Origin of the sequence: Variovorax sp. MSC1_012 (assembly GCF_023667525.1) — a bacterium.
Classification (GTDB): Bacteria; Pseudomonadota; Gammaproteobacteria; order Burkholderiales; family Burkholderiaceae_C; genus Variovorax; species Variovorax beijingensis_B.
The window spans coordinates 4144338-4157978 of sequence record NZ_CM174443.1; the positions used below are offsets into that span (position 1 = coordinate 4144338).

Here is a 13641-nt window from a genome sequence, read left to right on the forward strand (position 1 = left end):
GAAGCGAAAACGTTTTCTCAAACGGACCTCCGCGCCATCGCAGGCGCGGCGTCCCGTTCGGAAAGACGATTTTTTCAACTTAGGAGATTTCCGATGAACGCACCCACGATGCAGGGCCTCGCCATCCAGGCACCCTCATACGTCAAGAACGCAAAACTGATTGCCTGGGTGGCCGACATGGCCGCGCTTTGCAAACCCGAGGCCATTCACTGGTGCGACGGCAGCAAGGAAGAGTACGACCGCCTCTGCCAGCAACTGGTCGACGCGGGCACCTTCAAGAAGCTCAATCCGGCCAAGCGCCCCAACTCCTTCCTCGCGGCGTCCGACCCGAGCGACGTGGCGCGCGTCGAGGACCGCACCTTCATCTGCTCCGAGAAGAAGGAAAACGCCGGCCCTACCAACAACTGGATGGCCCCGGCCGAAATGCGCGCTACGCTGCAGCCGCTGTTCGACGGCTGCATGAAGGGCCGCACGATGTACGTGGTGCCGTTCAGCATGGGCCCGCTGGGCTCGCCCATTGCCCACATCGGCATCGAGCTTTCCGACAGCCCCTACGTGGCGGTCAACATGCGCATCATGACCCGCATGGGCAAAGCCGTGTACGAGGTGCTCGGCGCCGACGGCGAGTTCGTGCCCTGCGTGCACACCGTGGGCGCCCCGCTCGAGGCCGGCCAGAAGGACGTGACCTGGCCCTGCAACAAGACCAAGTACATCGTTCACTATCCCGAAACCCGCGAGATCTGGAGCTACGGTTCGGGCTATGGCGGCAACGCACTCCTGGGCAAGAAGTGCTTCGCGCTGCGCATCGCCTCCACCATGGGCCGCGACGAGGGCTGGCTGGCCGAGCACATGCTGATCCTGGGTGTGACCTCGCCCGAGGGCAAGAAGTACCACGTGGCCGCCGCGTTCCCCTCGGCCTGCGGCAAGACCAACTTCTCGATGCTGGTGCCCCCGGCCGGCTTCGACGGCTGGGAAGTCACGACCATCGGCGACGACATCGCCTGGATCAAGCCCGGCAAGGATGGCCGCATGTACGCCATCAACCCCGAGGCCGGCTACTTCGGCGTGGCCCCCGGCACCAACCTCAAGACCAACCCCAACTGCCTCAAGAGCCTGGACCATGACGTGATCTTCACCAACGTGGCGCTCACCGACGATGGCGACGTCTGGTGGGAAGGCCTCGAGGACGACGTGCCCGGCAAGAAGCTGCCCGAGCACCTGATCGACTGGCAGGGCAAGGACTGGACGCCTCAGATCGCCAAGGAAACCGGCGCCAAGGCCGCGCACCCCAACTCGCGCTTCACCGTGGCCGCCACCAACAACCCGGCGCTGGATCCGGCCTGGGACGACCCCGCCGGCGTGCCGATCGACGCCTTCATCTTCGGCGGCCGTCGCTCGACCACGGTGCCGCTGGTCACCGAAGGCCGCAACTGGACAGAAGGCGTCTACATGGCCGCCACCATGGGTTCGGAAACCACCGCCGCCATCGTCGGCCAGGTGGGCGTGGTGCGCCGCGACCCGTTCGCCATGCTCGCTTTCATGGGCTACAACATGAGCGACTACTTCCAGCACTGGCTCGACCTGGGCAAGAAAGTCGAGGCTTCGGGTGCCAGGCAGCCGCGCATCTACACGACCAACTGGTTCCGCAAGGGGCCGGATGGCAAGTTCGTCTGGCCCGGCTACGGCGAGAACATGCGCGTGCTGAAGTGGATCATCGATCGCATCGAAGGCAAGGCCCAGGGCGTGGACCATGTCTTCGGCGTGAGCCCGCGCTACGAAGACCTCAACTGGACCGGCCTGGATTTCAGCGCCGAGCAGTTCGCCACCGTCACCAGCATCGACAAGGCCGCCTGGGAAGCCGAGCTGAAGCTGCATGCCGAGCTGTTCCAGCAGCTGGCGCACCACCTGCCGAAGGAGCTGCCGGAAACCAAGGCGGCCATCGAGCAGCGCCTGGCGGCCTGACGCCCGGCCCTTGGGCCTTGTGCGGCTTGTCCGCACACGCAAAAGCCGCCCGAGGGCGGCTTTTTCATTGAACGGCTGGCGATCGATCAGTAGTAGCGCGAGCTGTTCATGCGGCGCATGGCTTCGTAGAGCGTCGGCATGCGCGCTTCGCTGGAGCGTGCGGCCACGCGGGCCACCGCGTCCACCTTGGCCGCAGCAGCGACCGAAACCTTGCCTTCGGACTGCTGGCGCCACGTGGCGGCCTGCAGTTCCTGCATCACGCGCGGGTCGTTCTGGGCGGTTTCCAGGAAGCGGGCGTCGGCGCGGGCCGAGGCACGGCGCGCGGCGGCTGCGTTCCAGGCACTGGCCACGCGGGCCAGGGGAGCGCGCAGCGAGCCGGCAAACAGCGCGGCAATACCGAAGGCGGCGCCGCAGAGCACGGTCCAGGCGGCGAGCAGCGCGCCTTCGTCCCAGTTGGAAACGAGCTTGTCGGCCACCACCATCACCGCCGCGACGACGGCGACGATCAGCAGGGCGATCAGCGGACGCGAACCGTTCGCGCCGGCGCGTGCGGCCTTGATCTGGCCGAACAGGATCTCGGCGCGCTGGACGCCGGGATGGACAGTGGGTTGGTCTACGTGGACAAAGCTGGTCATGATGAATCCCTCCGTGGGACGAATGGCTGGTGCCGATGGAGAGATATTAGGGTTTGCCCTAGTGTTTTGCCACTTTATCTTTCTGATGTTTATCATTCACATCACTGATGGACGTCAACTTCCGCACACTCGACCTCAACCTGCTTCGCGTCTTCGACGAAGTGATGGCGGAGCGCAACCTCACGCGCGCCGCGCGCAACCTGTCGATCACCCAGCCCGCGGTGAGCAATTCGCTGCGCCGCCTGCGCGAGGTGCTCGGCGACGAGCTGGTGCGCCGCTCCGGCGCGGGTGTCGAGCCCACGCCGCGCGCGCTGGCGCTCTGGCCCACGGTGCGCGACGCGCTGCGCCAGTTGCAGCACACGCTGGCGCCGGGCGAGTTCGACGCGGCGACCGCGGACACCACCTTCCTCTTGGCCATGGCCGACGCCACTGCTGCCGAACTCATTCCGGGGCTGGTCCGGATTGTGGAGAAGGAAGCGCCCGCTATCTCGCTGCGCGTTCTACCGCTTACAACCCGCGATCCGCGGCGGATGCTGGAGCAGGAAGAAGTCGACATGGCGATCGGCTACTTTCCGGCCGTGATCGCCAGCCTGGCGGCGCGCGGGCAGTCGGGCGTGGGGGTGGCGTTCGAGACCCAGCGGCTCTACCTGGGGCAGTACGTCTGCGTGATGCGGCGCGGCCATCCGCTGGCGAATGCGCCGCTCACGCTGGACGACTATTGCGCCGCGCGGCACCTGCTCGTGAGCTTTTCGGGGCGTCCCTACGGCTTCATCGACCAGACGCTGGGCGCCCTGGGACGCGAGCGGCGCATCGTGGTGACCGTGAACCAGTTCTTCACGGCCGGCCGGGTGGTCGCCAATTCAGACCTGCTGACGGTGCTGCCGCGCCATTTCGTGACCGTGACCGGCATCGACGAGCAACTGGTGCTGCGCGACCTGCCGTTCGACCAGCCGATGGTGCACGTCGACGCCATCTGGCATCGGCGCGCGCAGCACGGGCATGCGCACGAGTGGCTGCGCACCGCGCTGCTGCGCTCCGCCGCGGCGGCTTTTGCGGATTCGGTCCTCGGGCAGAAGGTGCCCGGATGACCGGTTTTTTTTAGCGGATGACCGAGAGCCAGGCGCTGGCGGCCGCGCGCAGTTCCTGCGCGTGATGCGCGCCGCGGCCGGCGCGGACATCGGCGCTTTCCATCAGCGCGGCGGCATGGCTGGCCGGGGCGTTGGCGGCGGAAGAACGGAAGAAACGGGCCACTTGGGCAATGAGGCTGAACATGACAGTGCGCTGCTTTTGGCTGCGCTGGAGTGGTTGATGTCCTAAGAATAGGGGTTATCCCTAATATTGAAAGCCCCACTTCATGCGCTTTGTGCATGGGCTGATTCCCCTAGACTGAGCAGACGATGAAGCTGCAACTGCTTTCCGACCTGCACCTGGAATCTCACCCCCGCTTCCACGCCGAGCCCGCGGCGGGCGCCGACATGCTGGTGCTGGCGGGCGACATCGGCTCCTACCAGGAAGGCTCGCGCCTGGCCGACCCCGACTTCGGCCTGGGACGCTTCTCGCCCCGCAACGGCTGGCCGGTGCCCGTGATGTACGTGCCGGGCAATCACGAATACGACAACGCCGACTTCGACCAGACCCACGAGCGCCTGCGCGCGCTGTGCCGGGAGCTCGACATCCTCTGGCTGGAGCGCGAGACCCTGGTGATCGGCGGCATCCGCTTTATCGGCACCACGCTCTGGGCCGACTTCGACGCGCTGGTGGAGCCCACAGACGGCCTGGCCGACGCGCTCAAGAAGCGCGGCAAGGCGATGCGCGCGGCCGACTTCTACCTGGAGAAAGCCGCCACGGTGCGCCGCGGCCAGCCCTTCATGGCCGGCGCCATGCGGGAGCAGGCGCTGGCCTGCCAGGCCTGGCTCGAACAGGCCCTGGCCGAGCCTTTCGACGGCACCACGGTCGCCATCACGCATTTCGCGCCCAGCCTTGCGAGCGCCGATCCGCGCTACGGCCTCACACCCGGCACGGCCGGCTTCTGCAATTCGCTCGATGCGCTGCTGCCGCGCGCCCGGCTGTGGCTGCACGGCCACCTGCACTGCCCCTTCGACTACGTGAAGGACGGTTGTCGCGTGGTCGCCAACCCGCTCGGCTACAAGGGCAAGGGCGAACAGGAGGGCTTTCGGCCGGACCTGCTGATCGAGGTGCCCTGAGCGCGCTTACAGCAGCTCTTCGCCCACGATCGGCAGCAGCAGCCAGTTCTTGAAGCGCAGCCAGAGAAATTCGCCGGGCTCGTCCTCGTGGACGATGTCGCCGCCGGCGTCGTCGTATTCCAGCCATTGCACGCGGCGGCCGTCGGGTGCCAGCCGCAGCCGGTAGCCCAGGCTCACGCGCGCTCCGCTCAAGAGCTTTTCGTAGTCGGCCACCAGTTCCGGGCTGTCGATCACGAGGCCCATCTCGGTGTTGACCGCGGCGGAGCGGCGATCGAGATTCATCGAGCCGATGAAGAAACGGTCGTCGTCGATCACCGCAAGCTTGGCGTGCAGGCGGCTGATCGACCGGCCGAAGTCGCCGAAATGCCCCGAACGCGTGGTGAGCATCGGCGCGATCTCGTAGATGGTGACGCCGATCTTCAGCATGTCGGCGCGGTAGCGTTCGTAGCCCGCATAGGCCAGCGGCTCGTCGGTGGCGCCGAGCGAATTGGTCACCACCGTGATGCGCCCGCCGCGCTCGATCGCGGCCTTCATCATGGCCATGCCGCGCGCGCCGGGAATGAAGTACGGCGAGGCGATCTTGACCTCGCGCTTGCCCGAATTGATGACGCCCAGCGCACCCTCGTTCACGCTGCCCGCATAGGCTGCCTCGGGCGTGCGCGTGATCTTTGCGGGATCGTCCACGAACAGCGTGAACGGCGCCCAGCGCAGCTCGACCTTGCCGGTGGCGAGCTGCTCGCCCACCGGCGACTTGTCCATCACGTCGCGCTGGCGAATCCGCACGTCGGGCTGCGCGGTGCTGGCGATGGCATCGAAGCGCTTGTGCGCTTCGTCCACCGTCATGCGCAGCGGCGCGATGCGCTCGATGGGCCACGCATGCTCGCTGTTCCAGTAGCGGTCGAAGCCTTCGGACATCTGGCGCACCACCGGCCCGCCGGAAAGCACGTCCATGTCGATGAAGTTCGCCGCCGTGCTGCGCATGAAATATTCGTTGGCGATGTTGCGACCGCCCGAGACGGCAAAGCTGTTGTCGGCCACCAGCAGCTTGTTGTGCATGCGGTGGTTGATGCGGCCGAAATCGGCCAGTGAGAACAGGATCCGCAGCGCGAGCGAGTCGGCCCGCGAAGGCAGCGGATTGAACAGCCGCACCTCGACGTTCGGAAAGGCAGAGAACGTGCTGAACACCTCGTCCTCCCCGGTGGTGTAGAGGTCGTCCACCAGCAGGCGCACCCGAACGCCGCGCGCCGCCGCGTCGCGCAGTTCGCGCAGCAGCAGCAGGCCGACGTCGTCGTTCTGGATCAGGTAGTACTGCACGTCGAGCGATTTCTCCGCATGCCGTGCGAGCGAGATGCGGGCATCGAACGCAAAGGCCGCTTCCGGCAGCAGCCGAAAACCCGACAGCCCCGTGGAGCCGCCGGGCGCATCCTGCACCGCGAGCCGTCCGAGTCCGGTATCGGTCACGTCGGTGATGGCCGCAGACGACGGCGGGTGCGGTTGCGGCGGCGGGAGGCTTGCGCAGCCCGCCAGCCACGCGCAGGCCACGGCGGCCCGCATCAGGGCCGCGAGTCTGCGAACGAGAGGCGAGGCTGCCATGGCCCGCACTGTAAGCCCGCGGCAGTGCGGGCGGAGCCCTATGATCGCGCTCACAAAAAGGGAAAGAACACGCGTGCTCAACGGCTTGTGGCTGGGTTTCTTCGGAATGGCGATGCTGGCGGCGCTCGGGCGCTGGCTCGTGGGCGGCGATCCGGCGGTCTTCGCGGCGATCGTCGAAAGCCTGTTCGCCATGGCGCGGCTTGCGGTCGAGGTGATGGTGCTGCTGTTCGGCACGCTCACGCTGTGGCTCGGCTTCCTGCGCATTGCGGAGGCGGCGGGGCTGGTGGGCTGGCTCGCGCGCCTGCTGGGCCCGCTGTTCAGGCGGCTCATGCCGGGCGTGCCCGCGGGGCATCCGGCGCTCGGCCTCATCACGATGAACTTCGCGGCCAATGCGCTGGGGCTCGACAACGCGGCCACGCCCATCGGCCTCAAGGCCATGCGCGAACTGCAGCGGCTCAACCCCGACCCGGTCACGGCCACCAACGCGCAGATCCTGTTCCTGGTGCTCAACGCCTCTTCGCTCACGCTGCTGCCCGTGACGATCTTCATGTACCGCGCGCAGCAGGGCGCGAGCGATCCGACGATGGTGTTCCTGCCGATCCTGCTGGCCACCAGCGCATCGACGCTGGTGGGTCTGCTCTCGGTGGCTGTGGCGCAGCGCCTGCGGCTGTGGGACCCGGTGGTGCTGGCCTACCTGGTGCCGGGCGCGCTGCTGTTGGGCGGCTTCATGGCGCTTTTGGGCACGCTCTCGGCGGCGGCCATTGCGTCGCTCTCGTCGCTCATGGGCAATCTCGCGCTGTTCGGCGTGATCATCGTATTCCTGCTGGCCGGTGCGATCCGGCGCATCAAGGTCTACGAATGTTTCATCAAGGGCGCGAAGGAAGGCTTCGACATCGCGAAGAACCTGCTGCCCTACCTGGTGGCAATGCTGTGCGCGGTCGGCGTGCTGCGCGCCTCGGGCGCGCTGGACTTCGTGCTCGGCGGCCTGCGCTGGCTGGTAAGCGCGGGCGGCTGGGATGCGCGCTTCGTCGACGCCATGCCCACGGCGCTGGTCAAGCCCTTCTCGGGCAGCGCGGCGCGCGCGATGCTGATCGAGACCATGAAGAGCCAGGGCGTGGACAGCTTCCCCGCCCTCGTGGCGGCCACCATCCAGGGCAGCACCGAAACCACCTTCTACGTGCTGGCGGTGTACTTCGGCGCGGTCGGCATCCAGCGCGCGCGGCATGCGGTGGCCTGCGCGCTGCTGGCCGAGCTGGCGGGGGTGGTGGCGGCGATTGCGGTGTGCTACTGGTTCTTTGGCTGAGCCTGAGCTGCCTGGGATAGGGCGGCTTGCTTGCGCGGCTCGACCACGGGAAACATCGGCTCGAAGGTATCGAGCATCGACAGCAGCTCGCCGAGCTTCGCGCGGTTGCCCTCGATCTTCACCAGCCCGGACTGAACCGCCTCGGGAAAAGTCGTCTGTTTCAGCGTGATCGCATCGAGCGTCGCGCGGCCCAGCGTCACGGTGGCATCCGCCCCGCTTGCCTGCAGGCCCGCCACATGCGTGAGCGCGGAGTTCTCCAGCGTCAGCACGAACTTCTGGTTCGAATCGGTGAAGTTCCAGTTGATGACCATCGCCTTGCCCTCGGCCTTGACGGCATCGAGCCGCACGCCGAGGAAGTCGAAGAACAGGTCGTTGCTCACCGCCTTGAGCGTGTCGGCGTTCGAGCTGCTGCCGCCGGGGATCTTCGGCACGCCGTTGCGCAGCTCCATCGCGCCCACCAGGTAGGCGCTGCGCCAGGTGCCGGCCTCCGATTGGTAGCCGAGCTGCTCGAGCGCATCGGCGCCGAGTTCGCGTGCCGCGCGGTTGGCGGGATCGGCATAAACGACCTGGCTCATCGCGCTCGCTACCCAGCGGAACTCGCCCTGCCTGAAGTCTTCGCGGGCGCGCGCGATCACGGCGTCGGCACCGCCCATGTATTCGACCGTCTTCTTCGCATGGTCCACCGGCGGCAGCGGGTTCAGGTTGGCCGGGTTGGCGTCGTACCAGCCCAGGTACTTCTGGTACACGGCCTTGGCGTTGTGCCGCAGCGTGCCGTAGTAGCCGCGCGCGGACCATTCCTGCTCCAGGCTCGCGGGCATGCGCAGCGTCTCGGCAATGTCGGCCGCGGTGTAGCCGTGGTTGAGCAGGCGCAGCGACTGGTCGTTGATGAACTTGTACATGTCGCGCTGCTTCTTCAGCAGGTCGACGATACGATCGCGGCCGGTGGTGGGCCAGTGATGCTGGGCAATCAGCACGTCTGTCTTCTCGCCGAAGGCCACGCGCGCCTGGTCGATGTACCTGGCCCACAGGTTGCCGTCGCGCACCTCGGCGCCGCGGATCGTGTAGAGGTTGTGCATGTTGTGCGTCACGTCCTCCGCCATGTTGAGCACGCGGAACTGCGGCAGGTACATGAGCATTTCCGACGGCGCCTCCGAGCCCGGCACCAGCTGGAACACGATCTCCACGCCATCGATGGTGCGCTGCTCCGTGGTCTTCTCGATGGTCGACGTGGGCGCGATCAGCGTGATGGTGCCGCGCGCGAGCGCCTTGCCCAAGCCGGTATCGACCTGCCCGCGCACACCGGGCGGCAGCAGCGTGCCGAACTGGTACTGCGAGCGCCGGCTCATCGCGTTGCCCGCGAGGATGTTCTCGGCCACCGCGGTTTCCATGAAACCCGAGGGTGCAATGACCTGCACCTTGCCGGCAGCCACGTCGTCTTCACTGACCACGCCCTTCACGCCACCGAAGTGGTCGGCGTGCCCGTGCGTGTAAATCACCGTGCCGACAGGCTTCTTCGGTCGGTGCTGGTGGTACAGCGCGAGCGCGGCGCGCGCGGTCTCCGCCGTGAGCAGCGGATCGATGACGATCAGCGAGTTGTCGCCTTCGACGATGGTCATGTTCGCGATGTCGAAGCCGCGCACTTGGTAGATGCGATCAGTCACCTTGAACAGGCCGTGAATCGCATTGAGCTGCGCCTGCCGCCACAGGCTCGGGTTGACCGTGTCGGCCGCTTCGTTCGCCTTGAGGAAGTCATAGGGCTTCATGCTCCAGGCCGGGCGCGAGCCGGCGCCCGGCACCAGCGCATCGGGCACCGTGCCGACGAAGCCACGCACCGCGTCCTCGAAGTCCTGACGGTTGGCGAAGGGCAGCGCCTTTGCCATGGCGGCATTGGCCTTCAGCGTGGCGGGTTCGGGCGCCTTGGGCGCGACCTGCGCGAAGGCCGGCGCGCTGCCAAGCGTGCAAGCCAGTGCGGCGAGGACGGCGGAAAAGGGAAAAGCGGGCATCGGTGTCTCTTTGTCTTTGGCGAAAGCAGGAACAGCGAGCGATTTTCCGAACCACCGGAAGCATTGGCAAATGCAAAATGTGAACTCCCTTTTTAACCAGAACGCAAAATGCAGTTGCGCCAGCTCCAGCATCTCGTTGCGCTTGCCGAGCAGGGCAGCTTCGGCCGCGCCGCGCAGGCCGTGCACCTGTCGCAGCCAGCGCTCTCGCGCAGCATCGATACCCTGGAAGACAGCCTGCAAGCGCGCCTGATCGACCGCGCCTACGGCACCGTGCGCTTCACGCAGGCAGGCGAGCTCGTGCTGGCGCGCGCCCGCGAACTCCTCGCAGATGCGCAGCAGATCCAGCGCGACGTGCTGCAGCTCGAAGGCCTCGCCATCGGCAGCCTTGCCGTGGGTCTCGGCCCCTTCGCTGCCAGCACGCTCGGCCGCATGGCCCTGTCGCTGATGACGCAGCGCCATCCGCAACTGCTCATGCGCATGGAAGTGGCCGACACCGCCACGCTCTGCGAGCGCCTGCACCGGCGGCAGCTGGACCTGTTCATCGCCGACACCCGCGACCTGAAGAAGCAGCCCGGCTTGAAGCTCGCGCGCCTGCCTGACCTGCCGGTCTCGTTCTTCGTGCAGCCCAGGCATCCGCTGCGCCGCCTGAAGCAGGTGACGCTGGAAAAGGCCATGGACTATCCCCTGGCCGGCCCGAACCTGCCCGCCGAAGTGGCCGCGCATTTCGATCGCCAGACTCGGCGCAACGGCCGCGGCGCGTTCAACGTGACCTGCGACGACGCCGGCACCCTTCGCCACCTGGCCCTGACCGCCAATGCGGTGATCCTCGCGCCGCATGCACCGGCCCTGGACACCGACGCGAACGCCCTCGCGCCTTTGCCGGTCGTCGGCTTTGCAGGCATGCAGACGCACTACAGCCTGGTGATGCTTGCGGGCCGTACGCCTTCGGCCGCCGCCAGTGTCTATATCCGGCTCGTGACAGAGTTGATGGGCCCGGCCAAGCAGTCCGCCGTGCGCTGAGCCAAAATGGTCCTCCTGCCGATCACCGCCCAGCCTTTTCCGTGACCACTCCCCGCCGGGCCAAGCCCCCCACCTTTTCGCCCGACGAGTTCCGCGAAGCGCTCGGCATGTTCGCCACCGGCGTGACCATCGTCACCGCGCGCTCGGCCGAGGGCACGCTGGTCGGCCTCACGGCCAACTCGTTCAATTCGGTGTCGCTCGCGCCGCCGCTGGTGCTGTGGAGCCTGGCGCGCGCGGCCGGCTCGATGCCGGCGCTCAGCACCGGCTCGCACTACGCCATCAACATCCTGGCCGCCAACCAGAAAGGGCTGGCCGAGCGCTTCGCCACCAAGAACATCGACCGCTGGGCCGACGTGGCCTTTACCGAAGGGCTTGGCGGTGCGCCGGTGCTCGCGGGCGCGGCGGCGAGCTTCGAATGCTTCAACCGCAGCCGCTACGACGAAGGCGACCACGTGATCTTCGTGGGCGAAGTGGAGCGCTGCACGCACAGCGCCGGCGCCTCGCCGCTGCTGTTCCACGGCGGGCGCTTCTACACGGAACATCCCTTGTGAGCCGCGGCGCCGCGTTCATGTGCATGTCGCTGCTGCTGGCTGCGCAGAACGTGGTGGCGCAGGAGCCGGCCACACCGCTCAAGCAGAACTGGTTCGACGATCCCTTCTTCCAGGTTTCCGCCGGCCTGCCCGCCTGCGCCATGCCCGAAGGCCCGTTCTATACCGCCGAGGAGCGCCGCGCCCAGACCCATTCGCGGCTGGAGCGCGGCACCAGCTGCTGGCTCGCGGGCAAATGCACCGACAGCAACGCCTACCGCTACGACAAGCCGCTCGCGCCCAAGGTGCGCGCCGCGCTCTTGGCCGTGACGGGCGTGCAGAAGGCGAGCGTGTGGGTGATGATCCAGCGGCGCTGGGTCTACCTGCAGGGCTGCGTGCCCTCGGCCGCACTGGCCAGGAAGCTCGAACGCGCCGCGCGTGCGGTGCCCGATGTGGAAACCGTGGTGCCCGACCTGATGGTGGGCACGCGGGGCAAGCCGCCGTATCCCGTGGCCGGCCGGTGAACAACAAGCAGCAGCAGCAACAACAACGCGACGAATGATCCAGCGCAAGACCCACCTCGACTCCCTCGCCATCGGCCTTCTGATCGCATGCTGCGCGTTCTGGGGGCTGCAGCAGATCCTCATCAAGACCACCGTCGCCGAAGTGCCGCCGCTCTGGCAGGCCTCGGTGCGCATGGTGGGCGCCGTGGTGCTGCTGTGGCTCTGGTGCCTGTGGCGCCGCGTGCCGCTTTTCGAGCGCGACGGCACGCTGCCGGGCGGGCTGCTCGTGGGCTTGCTGTTCGCGGGCGAATTCGCCTGCATCTACCTGGGGCTGCAGCACACCTCGGCCTCCAGGCTCACGGTGTTTCTCTACACCGCGCCGTTCTGGGTCTCGCTGCTGCTGCCGCGCTGGGTGCCTGCCGAGCGCCTGCGCGGCCTGCAGTGGCTGGGCCTGGGCATCGCCTTCGCGGCTGTGCTGTTCGCGTTCAGCGAAGGCTTCGGACATTCGGGCTCGGGCCAGCTGCTCGGCGACGCGATGGCGATCGTCGGCGGCATGCTCTGGGGCCTGACCACACTGGCGCTGCGCACCACGCGGCTCGCCACCGCGAGCGCCGAGAAGGCCCTGTTCTACCAGGTCGCGGTGACCGCGGCCGTGTGCCCGCTGCTGTCGCTGGCGCTCGGCGAAAGCTGGGGCTTCTCGTATTCGGCCTGGGCGTGGACCTCGATCGGACTGCAGACCGTGATCGGCGCCTTCGCGAGCTATCTCACCTGGATGTGGCTGCTGCGGCACTACCCCGCCACGCAGATGTCGTCGTTCAGCTTTCTGACGCCGCTGTTCGCGCTGGTGTTCGGCGTGGTGCTGCTCGGCGAACCGCTCACGCTGCAGCTGATGCTGGCGCTGGCGGGCGTGGGCCTGGGCATCGTGATGGTCAACCGGCGAAAGGCGCGGGCATGAAAGACACGGACTTCCAGCCGGTGCTCGACGACATCGTCGCCACCCTGCGGCCGCTGCTGGGCACCGCCGGCACGGTGGCCAGCTACATCCCGGCGTTGGCCTGCATCGATGCGCGCCAGCTCGGCATTGCGCTGCGCACCTGCGACGGCACCGAGGCCTTCGCGGGCGACGCCGAAACGCCGTTCTCGATCCAGAGCGTGTCCAAGCTCTTCACGCTGACGCTGGCCATGCAGCGCATGGGCGACGCGCTGTGGGAGCGCATCGGCCGCGAGCCTTCGGGCAACCCGTTCAACTCGCTGGTGCAGCTGGAGAACGAGCAGGGCAAGCCGCGCAATCCGTTCATCAATGCCGGAGCCATTGCCGTGGCCGACCGCCTCGTGAGCCAGGCGCTGCAGGCCGGCGGCAGCGCCAAGGCCGACATCCTGGCGCTGATGGGGAGCCTGTGCGGCGAACCGATCGCGTTCGACGACGAAGTGGCACGCTCCGAAGCCGCGACCGGCTTTCGCAACATCGCGCTCGCCAACTTCATGAAGAGCTTCGGCAAGATCGACAACGACGTGGCGGTGGTGCTCGACACCTACTTTCACCAGTGCGCGCTGCGCATGAGCTGCCGCCAGCTGGCGCGCGCGGCGGCCTTCCTGTGCCGCGACGGCGCGCATCCGATCGACGGCCAGGCCGAGGTGACCGGCGAGCGGCAGACGCGCCGCATCAACGCGCTGATGCTCACCTGCGGAACCTACGACGCCGCGGGCGACGTGGCGTTCTCGATCGGCCTGCCCTGCAAGAGCGGCGTGGGCGGCGGCATCGTGGCCGTGGTGCCCGACCGGCTCACGCTGTGCGTGTGGTCGCCCGCGCTGGATGCCACGGGCAACTCGCTGCTCGGGATGAAGGCGCTCGAACTGTTCGTGGCGCGGACCGGGCTGTCGGTCTTCTGAG

General features: G+C 67.5%; 13 protein-coding genes. 9 read left to right on the forward strand and 4 right to left on the reverse strand.

All coding sequences use genetic code 11. From position 1 onward, the window contains the following. The first annotated feature begins 93 nt into the window (after positions 1 to 93). A complete protein-coding gene (locus L1081_RS19355) occupies positions 94 to 1962 on the forward strand; it encodes a phosphoenolpyruvate carboxykinase (GTP) (protein WP_489413624.1) in 1869 nt (622 codons plus the stop codon). Between the two features lie 86 nt (positions 1963 to 2048). Here the strand turns inward: L1081_RS19355 and L1081_RS19360 are convergent, their stop codons facing one another. Next, positions 2049 to 2597 (reverse strand): hypothetical protein, encoded by a 549-nt coding sequence (locus L1081_RS19360; protein ID WP_489413625.1) that lies wholly within the window; start codon positions 2595 to 2597, stop codon positions 2049 to 2051. A gap of 107 nt (positions 2598 to 2704) precedes the next feature. On the opposite strand from L1081_RS19360, the gene L1081_RS19365 reads away from it, so the two are divergent. Then, complete coding sequence (locus tag L1081_RS19365; protein ID WP_489413626.1) at positions 2705 to 3685, forward strand: LysR substrate-binding domain-containing protein; 981 nt, start codon at positions 2705 to 2707, stop codon at positions 3683 to 3685. Between the two features lie 10 nt (positions 3686 to 3695). On the opposite strand, the gene L1081_RS19370 is transcribed toward L1081_RS19365, so the two are convergent. Next, a complete protein-coding gene (locus L1081_RS19370) occupies positions 3696 to 3869 on the reverse strand; it encodes a hypothetical protein (protein WP_164547927.1) in 174 nt (57 codons plus the stop codon). Positions 3870 to 3994: 125 nt separating this feature from the next. Between L1081_RS19370 and L1081_RS19375 the strand changes: the two genes are divergently transcribed. Then, a complete protein-coding gene (locus tag L1081_RS19375) occupies positions 3995 to 4801 on the forward strand; it encodes a metallophosphoesterase (protein WP_489413627.1) in 807 nt (268 codons plus the stop codon). Positions 4802 to 4807: 6 nt separating this feature from the next. Here the strand turns inward: L1081_RS19375 and L1081_RS19380 are convergent, their stop codons facing one another. Beyond that, the gene (locus L1081_RS19380) at positions 4808 to 6394 is read right to left on the reverse strand and encodes a phospholipase D-like domain-containing protein (RefSeq protein WP_489413628.1); all 1587 of its coding nucleotides are present in this window, start codon (positions 6392 to 6394) and stop codon (positions 4808 to 4810) included. 73 nt (positions 6395 to 6467) lie between these two features. Here L1081_RS19380 and L1081_RS19385 point away from each other — a divergent pair, with 73 nt between their 5' ends. Continuing rightward, positions 6468 to 7697 carry a nucleoside recognition domain-containing protein gene (locus L1081_RS19385; RefSeq protein WP_489413629.1) on the forward strand — a complete coding sequence of 410 codons (1230 nt, stop codon included), beginning with the start codon at positions 6468 to 6470 and terminating at the stop codon, positions 7695 to 7697. Here the strand turns inward: L1081_RS19385 and L1081_RS19390 are convergent. Beyond that, a complete protein-coding gene (locus L1081_RS19390; protein WP_489413630.1) occupies positions 7679 to 9700 on the reverse strand; it encodes an alkyl sulfatase dimerization domain-containing protein in 2022 nt (673 codons plus the stop codon). The genes L1081_RS19385 and L1081_RS19390 overlap by 19 nt on opposite strands. Before the next feature lie 108 nt (positions 9701 to 9808). Between L1081_RS19390 and L1081_RS19395 the strand changes: the two genes are divergently transcribed. Genes L1081_RS19395 through L1081_RS19415 form a run of 5 tightly spaced genes read left to right on the forward strand, consistent with a single transcriptional unit; the run spans position 9809 to position 13640 of the window. Continuing rightward, entirely contained in the window at positions 9809 to 10720 is a 912-nt protein-coding gene (locus tag L1081_RS19395) for a LysR substrate-binding domain-containing protein (protein WP_489413631.1), read from the forward strand. 41 nt (positions 10721 to 10761) lie between these two features. Then, a complete protein-coding gene (locus L1081_RS19400; protein ID WP_489413632.1) occupies positions 10762 to 11271 on the forward strand; it encodes a flavin reductase in 510 nt (169 codons plus the stop codon). Beyond that, positions 11268 to 11771, forward strand: coding sequence for a BON domain-containing protein (locus tag L1081_RS19405; RefSeq protein WP_489413633.1), 504 nt, complete (start codon positions 11268 to 11270; stop codon positions 11769 to 11771). The genes L1081_RS19400 and L1081_RS19405 overlap by 4 nt, the downstream gene beginning before the upstream one ends. A gap of 34 nt (positions 11772 to 11805) precedes the next feature. Then, positions 11806 to 12705, forward strand: a complete 900-nt coding sequence (locus tag L1081_RS19410) for an EamA family transporter (RefSeq protein WP_489413634.1) — start codon at positions 11806 to 11808, stop codon at positions 12703 to 12705. Continuing rightward, positions 12702 to 13640: a glutaminase gene (locus L1081_RS19415; protein ID WP_489413635.1), complete on the forward strand. Its 939-nt coding sequence runs from the start codon at positions 12702 to 12704 to the stop codon at positions 13638 to 13640. Before L1081_RS19410 ends, L1081_RS19415 begins: the two co-directional genes overlap by 4 nt. Position 13641: the final 1 nt, after the last annotated feature.

Coding starts and splice junctions, on each gene's coding strand:
- L1081_RS19355 (WP_489413624.1), top strand. CDS start 94: ATGAACGCACCCACGATGCAGGGCCTCGCCATCCAGGCACCCTCATAC.
- L1081_RS19360 (WP_489413625.1), bottom strand. CDS start 2,597: ATGACCAGCTTTGTCCACGTAGACCAACCCACTGTCCATCCCGGCGTC.
- L1081_RS19365 (WP_489413626.1), top strand. CDS start 2,705: ATGGACGTCAACTTCCGCACACTCGACCTCAACCTGCTTCGCGTCTTC.
- L1081_RS19370 (WP_164547927.1), bottom strand. CDS start 3,869: ATGTTCAGCCTCATTGCCCAAGTGGCCCGTTTCTTCCGTTCTTCCGCC.
- L1081_RS19375 (WP_489413627.1), top strand. CDS start 3,995: ATGAAGCTGCAACTGCTTTCCGACCTGCACCTGGAATCTCACCCCCGC.
- L1081_RS19380 (WP_489413628.1), bottom strand. CDS start 6,394: ATGGCAGCCTCGCCTCTCGTTCGCAGACTCGCGGCCCTGATGCGGGCC.
- L1081_RS19390 (WP_489413630.1), bottom strand. CDS start 9,700: ATGCCCGCTTTTCCCTTTTCCGCCGTCCTCGCCGCACTGGCTTGCACG.
- L1081_RS19395 (WP_489413631.1), top strand. CDS start 9,809: ATGCAGTTGCGCCAGCTCCAGCATCTCGTTGCGCTTGCCGAGCAGGGC.
- L1081_RS19410 (WP_489413634.1), top strand. CDS start 11,806: ATGATCCAGCGCAAGACCCACCTCGACTCCCTCGCCATCGGCCTTCTG.
- L1081_RS19415 (WP_489413635.1), top strand. CDS start 12,702: ATGAAAGACACGGACTTCCAGCCGGTGCTCGACGACATCGTCGCCACC.